A 14,460-nucleotide genomic window follows, 5' to 3' on the forward strand; every position below is an offset into this window, starting at 1 on the left:
CAATATTAGCCGTGCGATTAATTGCGCAATTTCCCATGTGTTTGTTAAGGAGGCTCGAAGATGGCAACAGCCAAAAAAACCCCAGTAGCAGCGCCAGCCAAAGCAGCAGCAGCCAAGCCTGCAGCCGCCAAGAAAGCAGCACCCGCAGCCAAGGCAGCAGCTAAACCAGCAGCGGCGAAGAAAGCGGCAGCACCGGCAACACCACGCAAGCCAAACGCAGCATTCATGAAAGCAATGACGCCATCGAAAGATCTGGCTGCCGTTGTTGGCGCAGCACCGCTGCCGCGCACGGAAGTGACCAAAAAGGTATGGGATTACATCAAAAAACTCGATCTGCAAGATCCGGCCAACCGCCGCATGATCAATGCGGACGACAAGCTGAAAGCAGTTTTCGGCGGCAAAGCCCAAGTCTCCATGTTTGAAATGACGAAACTGATCTCCGATCATTTGAAATAAATCAGATACGCGCCGGCTTCAACAGCCGAGCGAGTGCCCCGCCGCATCACTGCGAGCGGGGCATTTTTTTGCCTGCGGTTCAACTGGCCGGCTTGAATTCCCACTGCCGCCATGCCGCCCGCACGGCATTCGGGTACTCGGCCCGCCCCCGGCTGCCGTTGTAGCGTCCCAGCGCCAGGTACAAATCGCCCTTTTCCATATCCAGGTACATGCGCAGGATCGCGCAGCCATAGCGCAGATTCGTCTGCATGTGGAACAGCTTGCTGCGGTCGCTGTCGCCGATGACGCCCGTCCAGAACGGCATCACCTGCATGTAGCCGCGCGCGCCGGCCAGCGAGACGGCATATTTGCGGTAGGCCGACTCCACCTGGATCAGGCCCAGCACCAGGGCCGGTTCCAGGCCCGCGCGGCGCGCTTCATACCAGACCGTTTCCAGGAATTCCGTGCGCAGCTGCGCATCCGGCAGCTTGCGCTGCAGGCGCGACGACATCTGCGCCAGCCATTGCTGGTAGCGCTGCAAGTCGGCGGGAGTGGCAAATTTGGGTTGCGGCGGGCGTTCGTCGCGGATCGCGTGCGACAGCGCCAGGCGGACGGAGTCGGCCAGCGCCTCCTCCTTCTGGTTGCCGGCCTGCGCCGGAGAGACGCAGGCCAGGCAGGCGGCCAGCGCGAGCGCGCCAGCCGTTTTACTTACGGATATGCGCTTCACTGCGCCATTTTGCCCTGGATGAAGGCGACGATCTCGTCCGGCGCCACGCCAGTCGCTTCCGCATCGCGGCGGCCCTGGTACTCCAGCTTGCCTTCTTTCAGGCCGCGCTCGCCGATGACGATGCGGTGCGGCACGCCAATCAGTTCCCAGTCAGCAAACATGGCGCCGGGGCGCAAGCCGCGGTCGTCGACGATGACATCGACGCCAGCGCCTTGCAGGGCCGCGTACAGCTTCTCCGTCTCTTCTTTGACCAGTTCGCTGCGGTCCATGCCCATCGGGCACAGCACGACCTCGAATGGCGCGATGGAGGCAGGCCAGATGATGCCCTTGTCGTCGAAGTTCTGCTCGATGGCGGCGCCCAGGATGCGCGTCACGCCAATGCCGTAGCAACCCATCTGCAGCGGCGCAGGCTTGCCGTTTTCGTCGAGGAAGGTGGCTTTCATGCTTTCCGAGTACGCCGTACCCAGCTGGAACACGTGGCCCACTTCGATGCCGCGCTCGATGGCGAGCGTGCCCTGGCCGTCCGGCGAAGCGTCGCCGGCGACGACATTGCGCAAATCGGCCACGATGGCAGGCTCGGCCACGTCGCGGCCCCAGTTCGCGCCCGTGTAGTGGAAGCCGGCGTCATTCGCGCCGCAAACGAAGTCGCTCATGTGGGCAACCGTGCGGTCCGCCACCACGGTGACGGGCGCTTGCGTGCCGATCGGGCCCAGGTAGCCAGGAATCGTGCCGTAGACTTCCAGGATTTCCGCTTCCGTCGAGAAACGGTGACCGGCCAGGCCGGCAACCTTGCCCACCTTGATGTCGTTCAATTCATGGTCGCCGCGCAGCAGCAGCATGAAATGCTGTTTCGTGACTTTTTCATCCTTGCCAACGGTTTCCACCGTCAGGGCGATGGTTTTCACGGTCTGCGACAGGGCTATGCCCAGCAGGGCAGCCACGGTTTCGCACTTGACGGTGTCCGGCGTGGCCGTTTTCGTCAGCGCCTGGCTTGCTGCCGGACGCTCGCCCGCTGGCGGCAGCGCTTCGGCCGCTTCCATGTTGGCCGCGTAATCGGAGGTCGGGCAGTACACGAGCGCGTCTTCCCCCGTGTGGGCGATGACGTGGAACTCATGCGAACCGGAACCGCCGATGGCGCCGTTGTCGGCTGCCACGGCGCGGAATTGCAGGCCGAAACGCGTGAAGATGCGCGTGTAGGCGTCAAACATGACCTTGTACGACGCTTGCATGCCGGCCAGGTCGCGGTCGAACGAGTAGGCGTCCTTCATGGTGAATTCGCGGCCGCGCATCAGGCCGAAGCGTGGGCGGCGCTCGTCGCGGAACTTCGTCTGGATGTGATAAAAATTCAATGGCAACTGGCGGTAGGACTTGATTTCCGTGCGCACGACGTCCGTGATGACTTCTTCCGATGTCGGCTGGATCGCGTATTCGCGGCCGTGGCGGTCTTTCACGCGCATCAGTTCGTCGCCCATCTTGGTCCAGCGGCCCGTCTCTTGCCACAGTTCGGCCGGCTGCACGAGCGGCATCAGCAGTTCGATACCGGCGGCTTTGTTCATCTCGTCACGGATGATGGCTTCCACCTTGCGGATCACGCGCAAGCCCATCGGCATGTAGGTATAGATGCCGGAACCGAGGCGTTTGATCATGCCTGCACGCATCATCAATTGGTGGCTGACGATTTCCGCGTCAGAAGGTGCATCTTTAAGTGTGGAAATAAAAAAACGGGAGGCGCGCATAACGGTGAATTCTTTTTAAAAAGAGAGGGTTATAATCAACCTAATTTTAAAGGATTAGCTGGCTGATGCGTCCATACTTTACACAAATGCGCTCAATTGGTGCGATTCCGGCGCTTTTCGCACCCCGAAAAGGTCACCGGCTTGCGAAGTTGTGGGTAATTATGTAAAAAAGGATGCACTGTCGCAGAAAGTTTGAGGTGCATTATGCTCGACCGTGAAGGGTTTCGGCCCAACGTCGGCATCATCCTGCTAAACGCCCAGAACGAGGTGTGGTGGGGCAAGCGGGTGCGCGAGCACTCATGGCAGTTTCCGCAAGGCGGTATCAAATATGGCGAAACACCGGAACAAGCCATGTTTCGCGAACTTGAAGAGGAAATCGGACTCAGACAGGAACACGTCAAAATTGTCGGCCGCACCCGCGACTGGCTGCGCTATGAAGTGCCAGACCACTTCATCAAGCGCGAGATTCGCGGCCATTACCGTGGCCAGAAGCAGATTTGGTTTCTGCTGAGAATGTGCGCGCGCGATAACGACGTCAATCTGCGCCTGACCGACCATCCGGAGTTCGACGCCTGGCGCTGGCATGAATACTGGGTCCCGCTCGATGTCGTCATTGAATTTAAACGCGATGTCTACCAGCGCGCCTTGCAGGAGCTGTCCCGCTTCCTGACCTGGCCCGTGCATGGCAACGCACAGCAAGCGCACCGCCACACGTCGCGCTACCTGCGCCAGCCCCATGCGCCACGGGCACAGGATGGGGCGGCACTGGCCAAGCCTTGCGACGGCATTGCCGCCGAAGGGTGTACGCCGGAGCTGATCTTGCCGGGCAAGGGATAGTCCACCGCAATGAACGCACTCTCCCACGCAAAAGGGGCAGCCTGAACAGGCTGCCCCTTTTTTCATTCCGGCAGGAAACTCCCCTGCCGGCAAGGCTGACTTAGTTTGCTGCCGGCGCTGGCGCAGCGGCTGGCACGTCGAGCGTGATCGCCTTCAAGCCCAGGATGTTGCTGCTGTAGTGGCGGATCTTGTTGGCCAGGGCTGGGTCATTGTTCAGCTTTTGACCGTACGACGGCACCATTTCCACCATCTTCGCTTGCCATTCCGGCGTTGCCAGGCGGCTCTTGAACGCCGTTTGCAGCACCTTGATCATGATCGGCGGCGCGGTCGAGGCGCCTGGCGAGGCACCCAGCAGGGCGACGATGCTGCCATCGGCGGCGCCGACGACTTCCGTGCCGAACTGCAGCAAACCACCTTTTACGGGGTCATCCTTGACGATTTGCACGCGCTGGCCCGCGTTTTGCAAGGTCCAGTCTTCCATCTTGGCATTCGGCAGGTACTCGCGCAAAGTCTTCAGGCGGTCTTCCGGCGTGTTCATGACCTGTTCGACCAGGTATTTCGTCAGCGGAATATTGTCGTAACCGGCTTGCAGCATGGGTTTCACATTGCCAGTGCCGATCGAGGCAGGCAAGTCGATCCACGAACCGTTTTTCAGGAACTTGGTCGAGAAGGTGGCAAACGGGCCAAACAACAAGGCTTTCTTGCCGTCGATGATGCGCGTGTCCAGGTGCGGCACGGACATCGGCGGCGAACCGACGGACGCCTTGCCGTAGACCTTGGCCGCATGCGCCGCCACCAGTTCCGGATTGGTGGTGACCAGCCATTGGCCGCCCACCGGCACGCCGCCGTAGCCCTTGGCTTCCGGAATGCCCGATTTTTCCAGCAGCGGCAGCGAACCGCCGCCGGCGCCGATGAAGACGAACTTGGCGCGCATGGTCTTTTCCTTGCCGGCGTTCAAGTCTTTCACCGTCACGTTCCATACGCCATCGGCGCCGCGCTGGATGTTTTCCACCTGGTGGCGCAGGTGCAGGACCATGCCGTGGCTGTCCGTCAGGTACTTGACCAGGCCGCGCGTGAGGTTGCCGAAATTGACGTCGGTACCGATTTCCATGCGTGTCGCGGCCACTTTCTGGCCCTTGTCCCGGCCTTGCATGACCAGCGGCGCCCATTGCTCGATCTGCGCCTGGTCTTCCGAGAACAGCATGCCCTTGAACAGGTTTTCCTTTTGCAGCGCGGCGTAGCGCTTCTTCAAAAAGGCAATATTGTCATCGCCCCACACAAAGGCCATGTGCGGCACGTTATTGATGAAGGTTTGCGGCGCGCCCAGGTGCTTGTTGGCGACCTGATAAGCCCAGAATTGCTTGGAAATTTCGAATTGCTCGTTGATGGCAACGGCTTTCTTGGTCTCGATGCTGCCATCGGCCGCTTCCGGCGTGTAGTTCAGTTCGGCAAACGCCGAGTGGCCCGTGCCTGCGTTGTTCATCGCATCCGAGCTTTCGGCGGCCACGGAATCGAGGCGCTCAACCATTTCCATCGTCAGCGACGGATCGAGTTCCTTGAGCATGCTGCCCAGGGTGGCGCTCATGGTGCCGGCGCCGATCAGCAGCACGTCGACCGGTTTTTCGGACGAGGCCGGAGGGGTCTTGTCACATGCCGCCAGGATCAGGCACGACATCAAAAGTAATAGCGATTTACGCATACGTAACTCCGTTTATGAATACTGAAGGATGATTCTTGCGCGCCACCGTGGCGGCACCATCGCCGTATTGAATGAAAAACAACCGGCCAGCCGGAACGCCAGGGCGGCCGGACAGGTCAATGTCGATGGTGATAGGCATGCTGCCGCGCTCAGGGATATCCCAAGAGCATGATCTGGTGGCAAAGGTGCGGGCAATGGACAGCGCGGACCTCGTTGTCGGCTGAAAAACCGGCAATGAAATCGCCGTCATGTCCAGTGCAAATATCAAGAGCGGCGATTTTATCACCGTTATTTGGCGCCGCCGGGCCGTGGCGGTAGTGGATAATACTTACTGCAGGGTATTAAATGACGGTGACTATCGGGTCATGCAAGCGGCCGCCAGACGGCAAAAAGGGCATCCTCGATGCCCTTTATTTATGTACGCGGTACAATGCCGGCTGCCCTTTAGCCATAGTCCTTCAGCCATGTTCAACCCCTCGTCCGACGATGTGCGCCGTTTCTTTTGCGAAACATTGCGCAAGCACCGCGCCCATGAAATCCTCACGCCGATGGAAGCCATTGCGCTCGACTGGATCCTCGAACACCCCGAGTATGAAAACGAGCTCTCCGACGTCGAAGCGGCGCTGGCGCGCGACTATTCCGTCGAAGGGGGACAAGCCAATCCTTTCCTGCACCTGTCCATGCATCTGTCGATCACGGAACAGGTGCAGGTGGACCAGCCGCGCGGCATCCGCCCGGCCGTCCAGCAGCTCACCCAGCGCCTCGATTCGGCCCATGCCGCCCAGCACGAAGTGATGGAATGCCTGGGGCAGATGATCTGGGCGTCGCAGCGCTCGGGCTTGCCGCCGGACACGGACGCCTATATCGACTGCGTCCGCCGCCGGTAGGAACACCTGTCAAAACCTGCTGCGCGTTGCGCTTTGCGGCCTGCGATGCTCACCGTACTAGAGTACGGTTGCGCTTCTTAGCCACAAATCGCTGCCGCTCGCTACGGTGTTGCCAGGTGTTGTGCCAGTACTACCTCACATCGGTTTTACTGCCTCCTTCATGCGCTGAGGCAAGGCCTGTGTCGGCCCTCTCCCCATCAATCCCAGCACCACCTGCAGCGCCATGGCGATGGCGCCGACGATGAAGACCACGTCGCCAAAGGTGCGTATCCAGCGCAGATTCTGCAACAGCGGCTGCTGCATGAACGCTTCGCTGCGCGCATACCACAAGCCTTCCGTCACGCTGGCGTGGAACTGGATGATGCCAATCGGCAGCAAGCTGGTAAAGATCATCAGCACCAGGCCCGCGTTCAAGCCCCAGAACGCCGTCTTCATCAACGCAGGGCTGAAACGGTAGTCGGGCCGCAGATAGCGCAGCACCAGCAAGGTAAAGCCCAGTGCCAGGAAGCCGTACACGCCGAACAGCGCCGCATGCGCATGCACGGGGGTCGTGTTCAAGCCCTGGATGTAGTACAGCGCGACGGGCGGATTGATCATGAAGCCCAACACGCCCGCACCCAGCATGTTCCAGAAGGCGACGGCGACAAAGCACATCATGGGCCAACGCAGGTTTTCCATCCATGGCGCACGCTCCTTCAGGCGCCAGTTTTCCCACGCTTCGTGCCCCAGCACGATCAGCGGCACCACTTCCAGCGCGCTGAAGCTCGCGCCGATGGCCATCACGGGCGTGGTGGTGCCGGCGAAGTACAGGTGGTGGAAGGTGCCGGGTATGCCTCCCAGCATGAACAGCGAGGCCGACGCCAGGCTGGCCGTCGTGGCCATGCGCACCGACACCAGGCCCAAGGTCGAGAAAATGAAGGCCAGCGCCGTCGTGGCGAACACTTCAAAGAAGCCTTCCACCCACAGGTGCACCACCCACCAGCGCCAGTATTCCATCACCGATAAATGCGTGCGTTCGCCGTAGAACAGGCCGGCGCCATAGAACAGGCCGATGGCGCCCACGGATGCGGTCAGGAGCGCCAGCAGGTTCTTGTCGCCGCCCTTCTGGCACAGGGCCGGTATGACGCCGCGCAACATCAGCACCAGCCACAGCAGGATTCCGACGAATTTGCCGATCTGCCACAAACGCCCCAGGTCCACATATTCATACCCCTGGTGGCCGAGCCAGAAATTCCACTCGGGCGGCATCACTTGCGCGATGGCCAGGTAATTGCCGATGAAAGAGCCGACGACGACCGCGACCAGGGCCCAGAACAGCACGTCGACGCCCAGGCGCTGCCACCTGGGATCCTTGCCGCCATTGATCAGGGGCGCCAGGAACAGGCCGGCGGCCAGGAAGCCCGTGGCGATCCAGAACAGCGCGGCCTGGATATGCCAGGTGCGCGTGAGCGCATACGGGAACCAGCGCGACACGTCGATGCCGTAGAACTGCTGTCCCTCCACCGTGTAGTGCGCCGTGAAGCCGCCGATGAAGACCTGGAAGATGAACAGGGCCACCACCAGGAACAGGTATTTTCCCAGTCCCCGCTGCGAAGGCGTCAGGGCGAAAGTGGTGAGCGGATCGCGCGGACCGGCCGCCGGCAGCGCTTCGTCGTGGTCGCGCAGGAAGGCCCAGCCCCAGACGAGGAAGCCCACGCCGGCCAGCAGCACCACCACGCTGGCGACCGACCAGACGAGGTTTTCGCCGCTGGGCTGATTGCCGATCAGAGGTTCATGCGGCCAGTTGTTCGTATAGGTCACTTTCTGGCCCGGACGCTCGGTGGCGGCGGCCCACGCCGTCCAGAAGAAGAACTGCGTCATCTGCGCGCGCCGCTCGGCGCTGGGCAAGGTGTTTTCCTTCATGGCGAAATGCTCGCGGCTGGCGTGCAGCGCAGGCGCGTCGGAGAACAACTGGTCGTAGTAGTACGCCGTGCTGGCGATGGCTTGCACGCGGCGCGGCGACAGGCGCAGCACTTGCGCGTCATCGACCCGGTTGCCGCGGTATTCCAGCTTGAGCGCTTCGCGCAGCGCCGCCTGCGCAGGGCCGTCGAGCGCCGCGTAGGCCTTGCCATGCTGCTCTTGCGCGGCCAGTTCCAGCCAGGCCGTCAGTTCGCGGTGCAGCCAGTCTGCAGTCCAGTCGGGCGCCTGGTAGGCGCCGTGGCCCCAGATGGAACCGAGCTGCATGCCGCCGACGGATTGCCAGGCCGTCTGGCCGTCGAGGATGCCCTCGCGGTCGAACAGTTGCCGGCCATCCTGCGCCAGCACTTGCGCGGGGATGGGCGGCGCCTGCCGGTAGACTTCCGTGCCGTAGTAGCCAAGTAGCGAAAACGTCACGATCAGTACACCGATCAGGGTGAACCAGAGTTTTTTGTACGGACCCATGGGTCATTCCTTTGTCAGTGCACCACGGCCGGCGCAAAGCGCTCGAACAGGATATTGTTTTCAGTATGGATGTGCGCCATCAGGTCTTCGCGGAAGGTGCGCAAGCCCGTGTACAACGCGCGCCAGGTGGTACAGGCGCCGCCAGGGGCGGTGATATCGTTCGTCATTGCCTCCATCGCGCGCAAGGCCACGCCATGGTCGTCGTGCTCCATGCGCATGACGTTGATGGGCGCGCCGGCCCGCGGGCCCTGGCCGCGCACGATCATCGGGAACAACACGTCTTCTTCCTTGCGCATATGGCTTTCCAGCTCCTGCGCCATGGCCGACAGGTGTTCCGCCAGCCCGTGCGGACAGTCGGCGCGGTCGCCATGCACCTGCTCGACCTTGCGCGCCAGGCGTATCAGCTCGGGCAGCTGCTCGCGGTGCACGGCGTGGTAGCGCGCCAGGATATGTTCCACCAGCTCGGTGGCCGAGGCGTCCTGCCAGTCACGCTCGCCGCTGGCGTCAATCCGTCCTGCCAGCAGCCGCAATTCCTCGACAATGGGCGCCGTATCCACGCCGGCCGCTTCGGCTGCCGCGCGCAGGGTCTTGTTGCCGCCGCAGCAGAAGTCCAGGCGGTGCGCATCGAACAGGCGCGTGGCGCCAGGGATGCGGCGGGCCAGTTGGCCCAGGGATAGGTCGATCATTTCCATAACAGTTCCTTGAGGATGAATAGGTAGATTTATTGCACCGCGCCCGCGTGGTAGACGCCGGGTACGGGTTCGCCAGTCACTTCCAGCACGCCCACGGCGCCCTTGCCTGCGCGCGACAGCGCATGGTCGACCAGCAGATAGCTGCCCGGATGCTGTACCTTGAGTTCGACGATGGTCGCGCCGCCCGGCGCCACGAGCGTGGTTTGCACGTCGTGTTTCGGGCTGCTGATCGAGCCTTCGCTGTACACCTTGTCGAAGATCTCGCCGATGATGTGGAACGATGAAATCTTGTTCGGGCCGCCGACGCCGAAATAGATGCGCACCGTCTCGCCCACTTTCGCCTGCAATTTGTGCGTCTTGCTCAAGGCGCCCACTTCGCCATTGAAGACGTAGTAGTCGGGCAGCTCATTGGCCATTTTTTCCAGGTTCGGTTCCTGGTGCACGGGCGCGCCGTGCGGACGGCCCGTGTACATCTCGCCCTGCATCACGTAATACTCGCGGTCCACCTTCGACAGGCCGCCTTCCGGTTCGACGAGGATCATGCCGTACATGCCGGCGGCGATATGCTGCGGCACCAGCGGCGTGGCGCAGTGGTAGACGAACAGGCCCGGATTGAGCGCCTTGAAGGTGACCGTTTTTTCCTGTCCCGGCGCCACCTGCGTGTGCTGTCCGCCGCCATGGCCGCCCGTCACGGCGTGCAGGTCGATCGAATGGATCATCTTGCTGTCCTTCGCGTTGAACAGGGTCAGTTCGACCGTGTCGCCCACCTTCGCGCGCAGCATCGGGCCAGGCACTTGCCGGTTGAAAGTCCAATACGTAAAACTGGTGCCGTCATCTAGCTTGCCCGGCAATTCCACCGTCTCCATGCGGTACTTGAGCAACTGCGGCGCGCGCGCGCCGATGGCAGCGGGTACGGAGGCCGGATTGGCCGCCACGCTGACGGCCGATGGATCGGGACCGCGCATCGGCGATGGCGCGGGCGTGTACAGGGCCAGCGCGGCGGCCTGGCTCGATTCGCTGGCAGCGCTGCCGGCGCCGGCAGCCTTCGGTGCTCCCGCTTCGGCCAGCGAAGTGCCGCTCACGACCAGCTTGCCTTCCATGCCGATCTGGCGGTGGCCGGGAATCGAGCAGTAATAGGTGAACGTACCGGCGCGCGTGACCTTGAAGCGCACGGTGGTGCTGCCGCTATTGGCGCTGAATTTGCTTGAAGCCACGTTCAGTTCGGGGATCAGCAGGTCGTGTTCGGCGCCTTCGCCGCTTTTCAGCACGAGTTCGACCGTTTCCCCCACCTTGGCCGCCAGCACGGGGTTGACCTGGCCCTTGGCGTCGATGAATACCATCTTGCCGTCGACGATATTGGTTTGCAGTTCATAGCGCTTGACCGCGGCGGCGGCAGGTTTGGCGGCAGTGGCGGCAGCGCTGGCAGGCAGGCTCGCCTGGGCCTGCACGGACAGGGGCATGGCCAGGACACAGACGGCGGCGGCAATGGCGCGGAGGGAGGGAGTCGTTTTCATCAAGCTTTCCTTGGTCTTGTATGCCGGTTTGGCACTCATACCTAGGCAAACCGTGTGCCAGGAAAAACTTGTTTTAAATCAATGATTTGAAAAACACAGGGTCGTAATGACCCTTGTTTACCGTGGTTCGTTGTACCCTGCATGGTACTTATGACCACCACTGCCATCCACCTGCTGCTGCTCACCGACCTGGTCGCCGACCTGCCCGTCGCCGTGCGCCTGCAGCGCCTGGTCGGCAGCCTGCGCGCGCACTTCGGCTGCGAAGCCGTGGCCTTGCTCAAGCTCGATGGCGAGCACTTGCGCCCCGTGGCGATGGCCGGCCTGGCCAGCGACGCGCTGGGACGCCGCTTCGCCGTCGCCGACCATCCGCGCCTGGCCGCCATCCTGCAACGGCGCGGCGTGCTGTGCTTCCATCACGACAGCTCCCTGCCCGATCCCTACGATGGCCTGATCGCCGAGCGGGCCGGCGAACCGCTGCCCGTGCACGACTGCATGGGCATGGCGCTGGACCTGGAGGGCGAACGCTGGGGCGTGATCACGCTCGACGCCCTGCAGGTAGGCACCTTCGATACGCAAGCGCAGCGCGACCTGGGGGAACTGGCCTGCGCCATCGAGGCGGCCGTGCGCGTGACCCGCCTGGAAACGGAAATCCGCGCCCTGCGCCTGTCGGGCGGCGCCATGCTGGCCGATGCGCAAGCGCCGCGCGAGGAACACGATTTCGTCGGCCAGAGCAGCGCCATCACGCACTTGCTGCACGAGTTGCAAGTGGTCGCCGATTCCGAACTGCCCGTGCTGCTGCTGGGAGAGACGGGCGTCGGCAAGGAACTGTGCGCGCACCGCCTGCACCGGCTGTCGCGCCGCGCAGGCAAGCCCTTGATCCACGTCAATTGCGCGGCCTTGCCCGAGTCCCTGGCCGAAAGCGAATTGTTCGGCCATGTACGCGGCGCGTTTTCCGGCGCCGTCAGCGACCGGCCCGGGCGTTTCGAGGCGGCCGAAGGGGGTACCCTGTTTCTCGATGAAGTGGGGGAATTGCCGCTGTCGATACAGGCCAAGCTGCTGCGCACCTTGCAAAATGGCGAAATCCAGCGCCTGGGTGCGGACCGGCCGCGCCGCGTCAACGTGCGCGTGATCGCCGCCACCAACCGCAGCCTGCGCGAGCATGTGCGCGATGGCTCGTTCCGCGCCGACCTGTATCACCGCCTGTCCGTGTATCCCGTGCCGATTCCGCCGCTGCGCGAACGGGGCAATGACGTGCTGCTGCTGGCCGGTGGTTTTCTTGAGCTCAACCGCGCGCGCCTGGGCTTGCGCAGCCTGCGCCTGTCCGCCGCGGCGGAAAATGCCCTGTGCCACTACCGCTGGCCGGGCAATGTGCGCGAACTGGAACATGTGATCAGCCGGGCCGCGCTGAAAGCCGTGATCCGCGGCGCGGACCGCAAGGACATCGTGACCCTGGAAACGGATATGCTCGACCTCGATGCGCTGGAGGCGCCAGCCGGCGCGGACGCGTCGCTCCCTGCGCCGGCCGCGTGCGGAGCGCCGGCGGCGCCGCTGCTGTCCATGCATCAGATCGTGGAAGCGAGCCAGCGCCAGGCCATCCGGCAAGCGCTGGTGCTACATCAGGATAACTGGGCCGCTGCCGCGCGCCAGCTGGGGCTGGACGCCAGCAATCTGCACAAGCTGGCGCGCCGGGTCGGCTTGAAAGCCTGAGCCCGGCTAAAACTCAGCGGTGAATGACCAGGGTGGTCGGCAGGCTGTGCAGGTAGGCGGCCAGGTCCTTGATGTCCTGGTTGCTCAGCGGTTTCACCTGGCCCGTCATGATGGCGTTGTTTCGGCCATTGGCCTTGTCGCCCCGCTTATACGCCGTCAAGGCGTGTTCCAGGTAATCCTTGTGCTGACCCGCCAATTTCGGATAGGACGGGTCGATGGGCGAACCGTAATCCTTACCATGGCAGGTGGCGCAGCTGTATTTTTCGGCCAGGGCCTTGCCCGTGTTGATATTGCCCGCGGCGCTGGCGGACAACGAGACGGTGGCGCAAACGAGGGCGGCGAGTAGTGTTTTCATCATCTGGCTGGTCCTCAGTTCGGCTTGGCTTGTTGCGCATAATACGCGGCGACATCGGCGATATCCTGGTCCGACAGGCTGCTGGCGATGCCCTTCATGCTCGGGTGCTTGCGATCGCCCTTCTTGTAGGCTTGCAGCGCATTCTCGATATATTTTGCCGGCTGGCCGCCGATCATCGGCACCTGGAACACTTCGGGAAAGGTTGCCTTGTAACCGGGGATGCCATGGCAGCCGATACACATTTCCACCTTGGCAGTGGCTGCCTTGGCGTTTCCTACAATGTCAGCCGCTGTGACGGCATTTGCTATGCCGGCAAGCACGAGAAGTGCAAATATTTTTTTCATAGTGGCAATGTGAACAAAGGTAATCGGAGAAACGCCAGAGCTGGTTTTTATTGATTTTATGTGTTGACAATTAAGGTTGACAATTAATCTGCTGCTTGCCGATTCTAGCCAAGATATTCTTGCAAGTCCACCTATAAAACCCGCATTGTAGGCAGGCAGGCACAGGCCGTCCGCGTGGCAGTGCGCCACAGTTCTGTTTATACTCACCATTTCCCTACTTTGGCAGACCGCTCATGCAAGCACAGCACACCCAGCAAGGCCAACGCTTCGAAGGTTCCGACAGCTATGTCGCCACCGCCGACCTGAAACTGGCCGTGAATGCGGCGCTGACCCTGCAACGCCCGCTGCTGATCAAGGGCGAACCGGGCACGGGCAAGACCATGCTGGCCGAGGAAGTGGCCGCCGCGCTGAACATGCCGCTGATGCAATGGCATATCAAATCGACCACCAAGGCGCAGCAGGGCCTGTACGAATACGACGCCGTCTCGCGCCTGCGCGACTCGCAGCTGGGCGACGAGCGCGTGCGCGACATCCAGAACTACATCGTCAAGGGCGTGCTGTGGCAGGCGTTCACGGCGCCCGAACCGGTGGTGCTCTTGATCGATGAAATCGACAAGGCCGACATCGAATTCCCGAACGACTTGCTGCGCGAACTGGACCGCATGGAATTCTATGTCTATGAAACGCGCGAAATGGTCACGGCGCGCCATCGCCCGCTCGTCATCATCACCTCGAACAACGAAAAGGAATTGCCGGACGCCTTCTTGCGCCGCTGCTTCTTCCATTACATCAAATTCCCAGACAAGGACACGATGGAGCAGATCGTCGCCGTCCACTACCCGCATCTGAAACAGGAATTGCTGGCGCAGGCGCTGCAAACCTTCTATGAAGTGCGCGACGTGCCGGGCCTGAAGAAAAAGCCGTCGACGTCGGAATTCCTCGACTGGCTCAAGCTCCTGCTGGCCGAGGACATCCCCTTTGACGCGCTGCGCAGCAAGGACAACAAGGCCGTCGTGCCGCCGCTGCACGGCGCGCTGCTGAAAAACGAGCAGGACGTGCACCTGTTCGAGCGCCTGATGTTCATGTCGCGCACCAACCGCTAAGGA

At 62.1% G+C, this 14,460-nt stretch carries 14 protein-coding genes; 5 read left to right on the top strand and 9 right to left on the bottom strand.

What is annotated here, in order from left to right; translation table 11 throughout:
- Positions 1-60: 60 nt before the first annotated feature.
- Positions 61-456 (top strand): SWIB/MDM2 domain-containing protein, encoded by a 396-nt coding sequence (locus O3299_RS17055; RefSeq protein ID WP_071650146.1) that lies wholly within the window; start codon positions 61-63, stop codon positions 454-456.
- Between the two features lie 79 nt (positions 457-535).
- Here O3299_RS17055 and O3299_RS17060 read toward each other — a convergent pair whose 3' ends face one another.
- Both O3299_RS17060 and O3299_RS17065 read right to left on the bottom strand, forming a co-directional pair.
- Positions 536-1,162, bottom strand: coding sequence for a lytic transglycosylase domain-containing protein (locus tag O3299_RS17060; protein ID WP_099666507.1), 627 nt, complete (start codon positions 1,160-1,162; stop codon positions 536-538).
- The gene (locus O3299_RS17065; RefSeq protein ID WP_251350261.1) at positions 1,159-2,898 is read right to left on the bottom strand and encodes a proline--tRNA ligase; all 1,740 of its coding nucleotides are present in this window, start codon (positions 2,896-2,898) and stop codon (positions 1,159-1,161) included. The genes O3299_RS17060 and O3299_RS17065 overlap by 4 nt, the downstream gene beginning before the upstream one ends.
- Before the next feature lie 204 nt (positions 2,899-3,102).
- On the opposite strand from O3299_RS17065, the gene O3299_RS17070 reads away from it, so the two are divergent.
- A complete protein-coding gene (locus O3299_RS17070) occupies positions 3,103-3,735 on the top strand; it encodes an RNA pyrophosphohydrolase (protein ID WP_076566319.1) in 633 nt (210 codons plus the stop codon).
- A 100-nt stretch (positions 3,736-3,835) separates the two neighbouring features.
- On the opposite strand, the gene mqo is transcribed toward O3299_RS17070, so the two are convergent.
- Together mqo and O3299_RS17080 are read right to left on the bottom strand one after the other, a co-directional pair.
- Positions 3,836-5,434, bottom strand: a complete 1,599-nt coding sequence (mqo, locus tag O3299_RS17075; RefSeq protein WP_218965305.1) for a malate dehydrogenase (quinone) — start codon at positions 5,432-5,434, stop codon at positions 3,836-3,838.
- Complete coding sequence (locus tag O3299_RS17080) at positions 5,427-5,684, bottom strand: hypothetical protein (protein WP_305054025.1); 258 nt, start codon at positions 5,682-5,684, stop codon at positions 5,427-5,429. The genes mqo and O3299_RS17080 overlap by 8 nt, the downstream gene beginning before the upstream one ends.
- A 214-nt stretch (positions 5,685-5,898) precedes the next feature.
- On the opposite strand from O3299_RS17080, the gene O3299_RS17085 reads away from it, so the two are divergent.
- Positions 5,899-6,321 (top strand): DUF1841 family protein, encoded by a 423-nt coding sequence (locus tag O3299_RS17085; protein WP_034780276.1) that lies wholly within the window; start codon positions 5,899-5,901, stop codon positions 6,319-6,321.
- Between the two features lie 135 nt (positions 6,322-6,456).
- Here the strand turns inward: O3299_RS17085 and O3299_RS17090 are convergent, their stop codons facing one another.
- The 3 genes from O3299_RS17090 to nirK are packed head-to-tail and all read right to left on the bottom strand — an operon-like array spanning position 6,457 to position 10,948.
- Entirely contained in the window at positions 6,457-8,742 is a 2,286-nt protein-coding gene (locus tag O3299_RS17090; RefSeq protein ID WP_305062770.1) for a nitric-oxide reductase large subunit, read from the bottom strand.
- A gap of 14 nt (positions 8,743-8,756) precedes the next feature.
- The gene (ytfE, locus tag O3299_RS17095) at positions 8,757-9,434 is read right to left on the bottom strand and encodes an iron-sulfur cluster repair protein YtfE (RefSeq protein WP_305054027.1); all 678 of its coding nucleotides are present in this window, start codon (positions 9,432-9,434) and stop codon (positions 8,757-8,759) included.
- 29 nt (positions 9,435-9,463) lie between these two features.
- Positions 9,464-10,948, bottom strand: a complete 1,485-nt coding sequence (gene nirK / locus O3299_RS17100) for a copper-containing nitrite reductase (RefSeq protein ID WP_305054028.1) — start codon at positions 10,946-10,948, stop codon at positions 9,464-9,466.
- 150 nt (positions 10,949-11,098) lie between these two features.
- On the opposite strand from nirK, the gene norR reads away from it, so the two are divergent.
- Positions 11,099-12,655, top strand: a complete 1,557-nt coding sequence (norR, locus tag O3299_RS17105; protein ID WP_305054029.1) for a nitric oxide reductase transcriptional regulator NorR — start codon at positions 11,099-11,101, stop codon at positions 12,653-12,655.
- A gap of 13 nt (positions 12,656-12,668) precedes the next feature.
- On the opposite strand, the gene O3299_RS17110 is transcribed toward norR, so the two are convergent.
- Together O3299_RS17110 and O3299_RS17115 are read right to left on the bottom strand one after the other, a co-directional pair.
- The gene (locus O3299_RS17110; RefSeq protein ID WP_215409088.1) at positions 12,669-13,010 is read right to left on the bottom strand and encodes a cytochrome c; all 342 of its coding nucleotides are present in this window, start codon (positions 13,008-13,010) and stop codon (positions 12,669-12,671) included.
- A gap of 14 nt (positions 13,011-13,024) precedes the next feature.
- A complete protein-coding gene (locus O3299_RS17115; RefSeq protein WP_092796428.1) occupies positions 13,025-13,354 on the bottom strand; it encodes a cytochrome c in 330 nt (109 codons plus the stop codon).
- Positions 13,355-13,587: 233 nt separating this feature from the next.
- Between O3299_RS17115 and O3299_RS17120 the strand changes: the two genes are divergently transcribed.
- Positions 13,588-14,457 carry a MoxR family ATPase gene (locus O3299_RS17120; RefSeq protein ID WP_034780284.1) on the top strand — a complete coding sequence of 290 codons (870 nt, stop codon included), beginning with the start codon at positions 13,588-13,590 and terminating at the stop codon, positions 14,455-14,457.
- The last annotated feature ends 3 nt before the right edge of the window (positions 14,458-14,460 follow it).

Origin of the sequence: Janthinobacterium sp. SUN176 (assembly GCF_030587335.1) — a bacterium.
In the GTDB taxonomy this organism is placed as follows: Bacteria; Pseudomonadota; Gammaproteobacteria; order Burkholderiales; family Burkholderiaceae_D; genus Janthinobacterium; species Janthinobacterium kumbetense.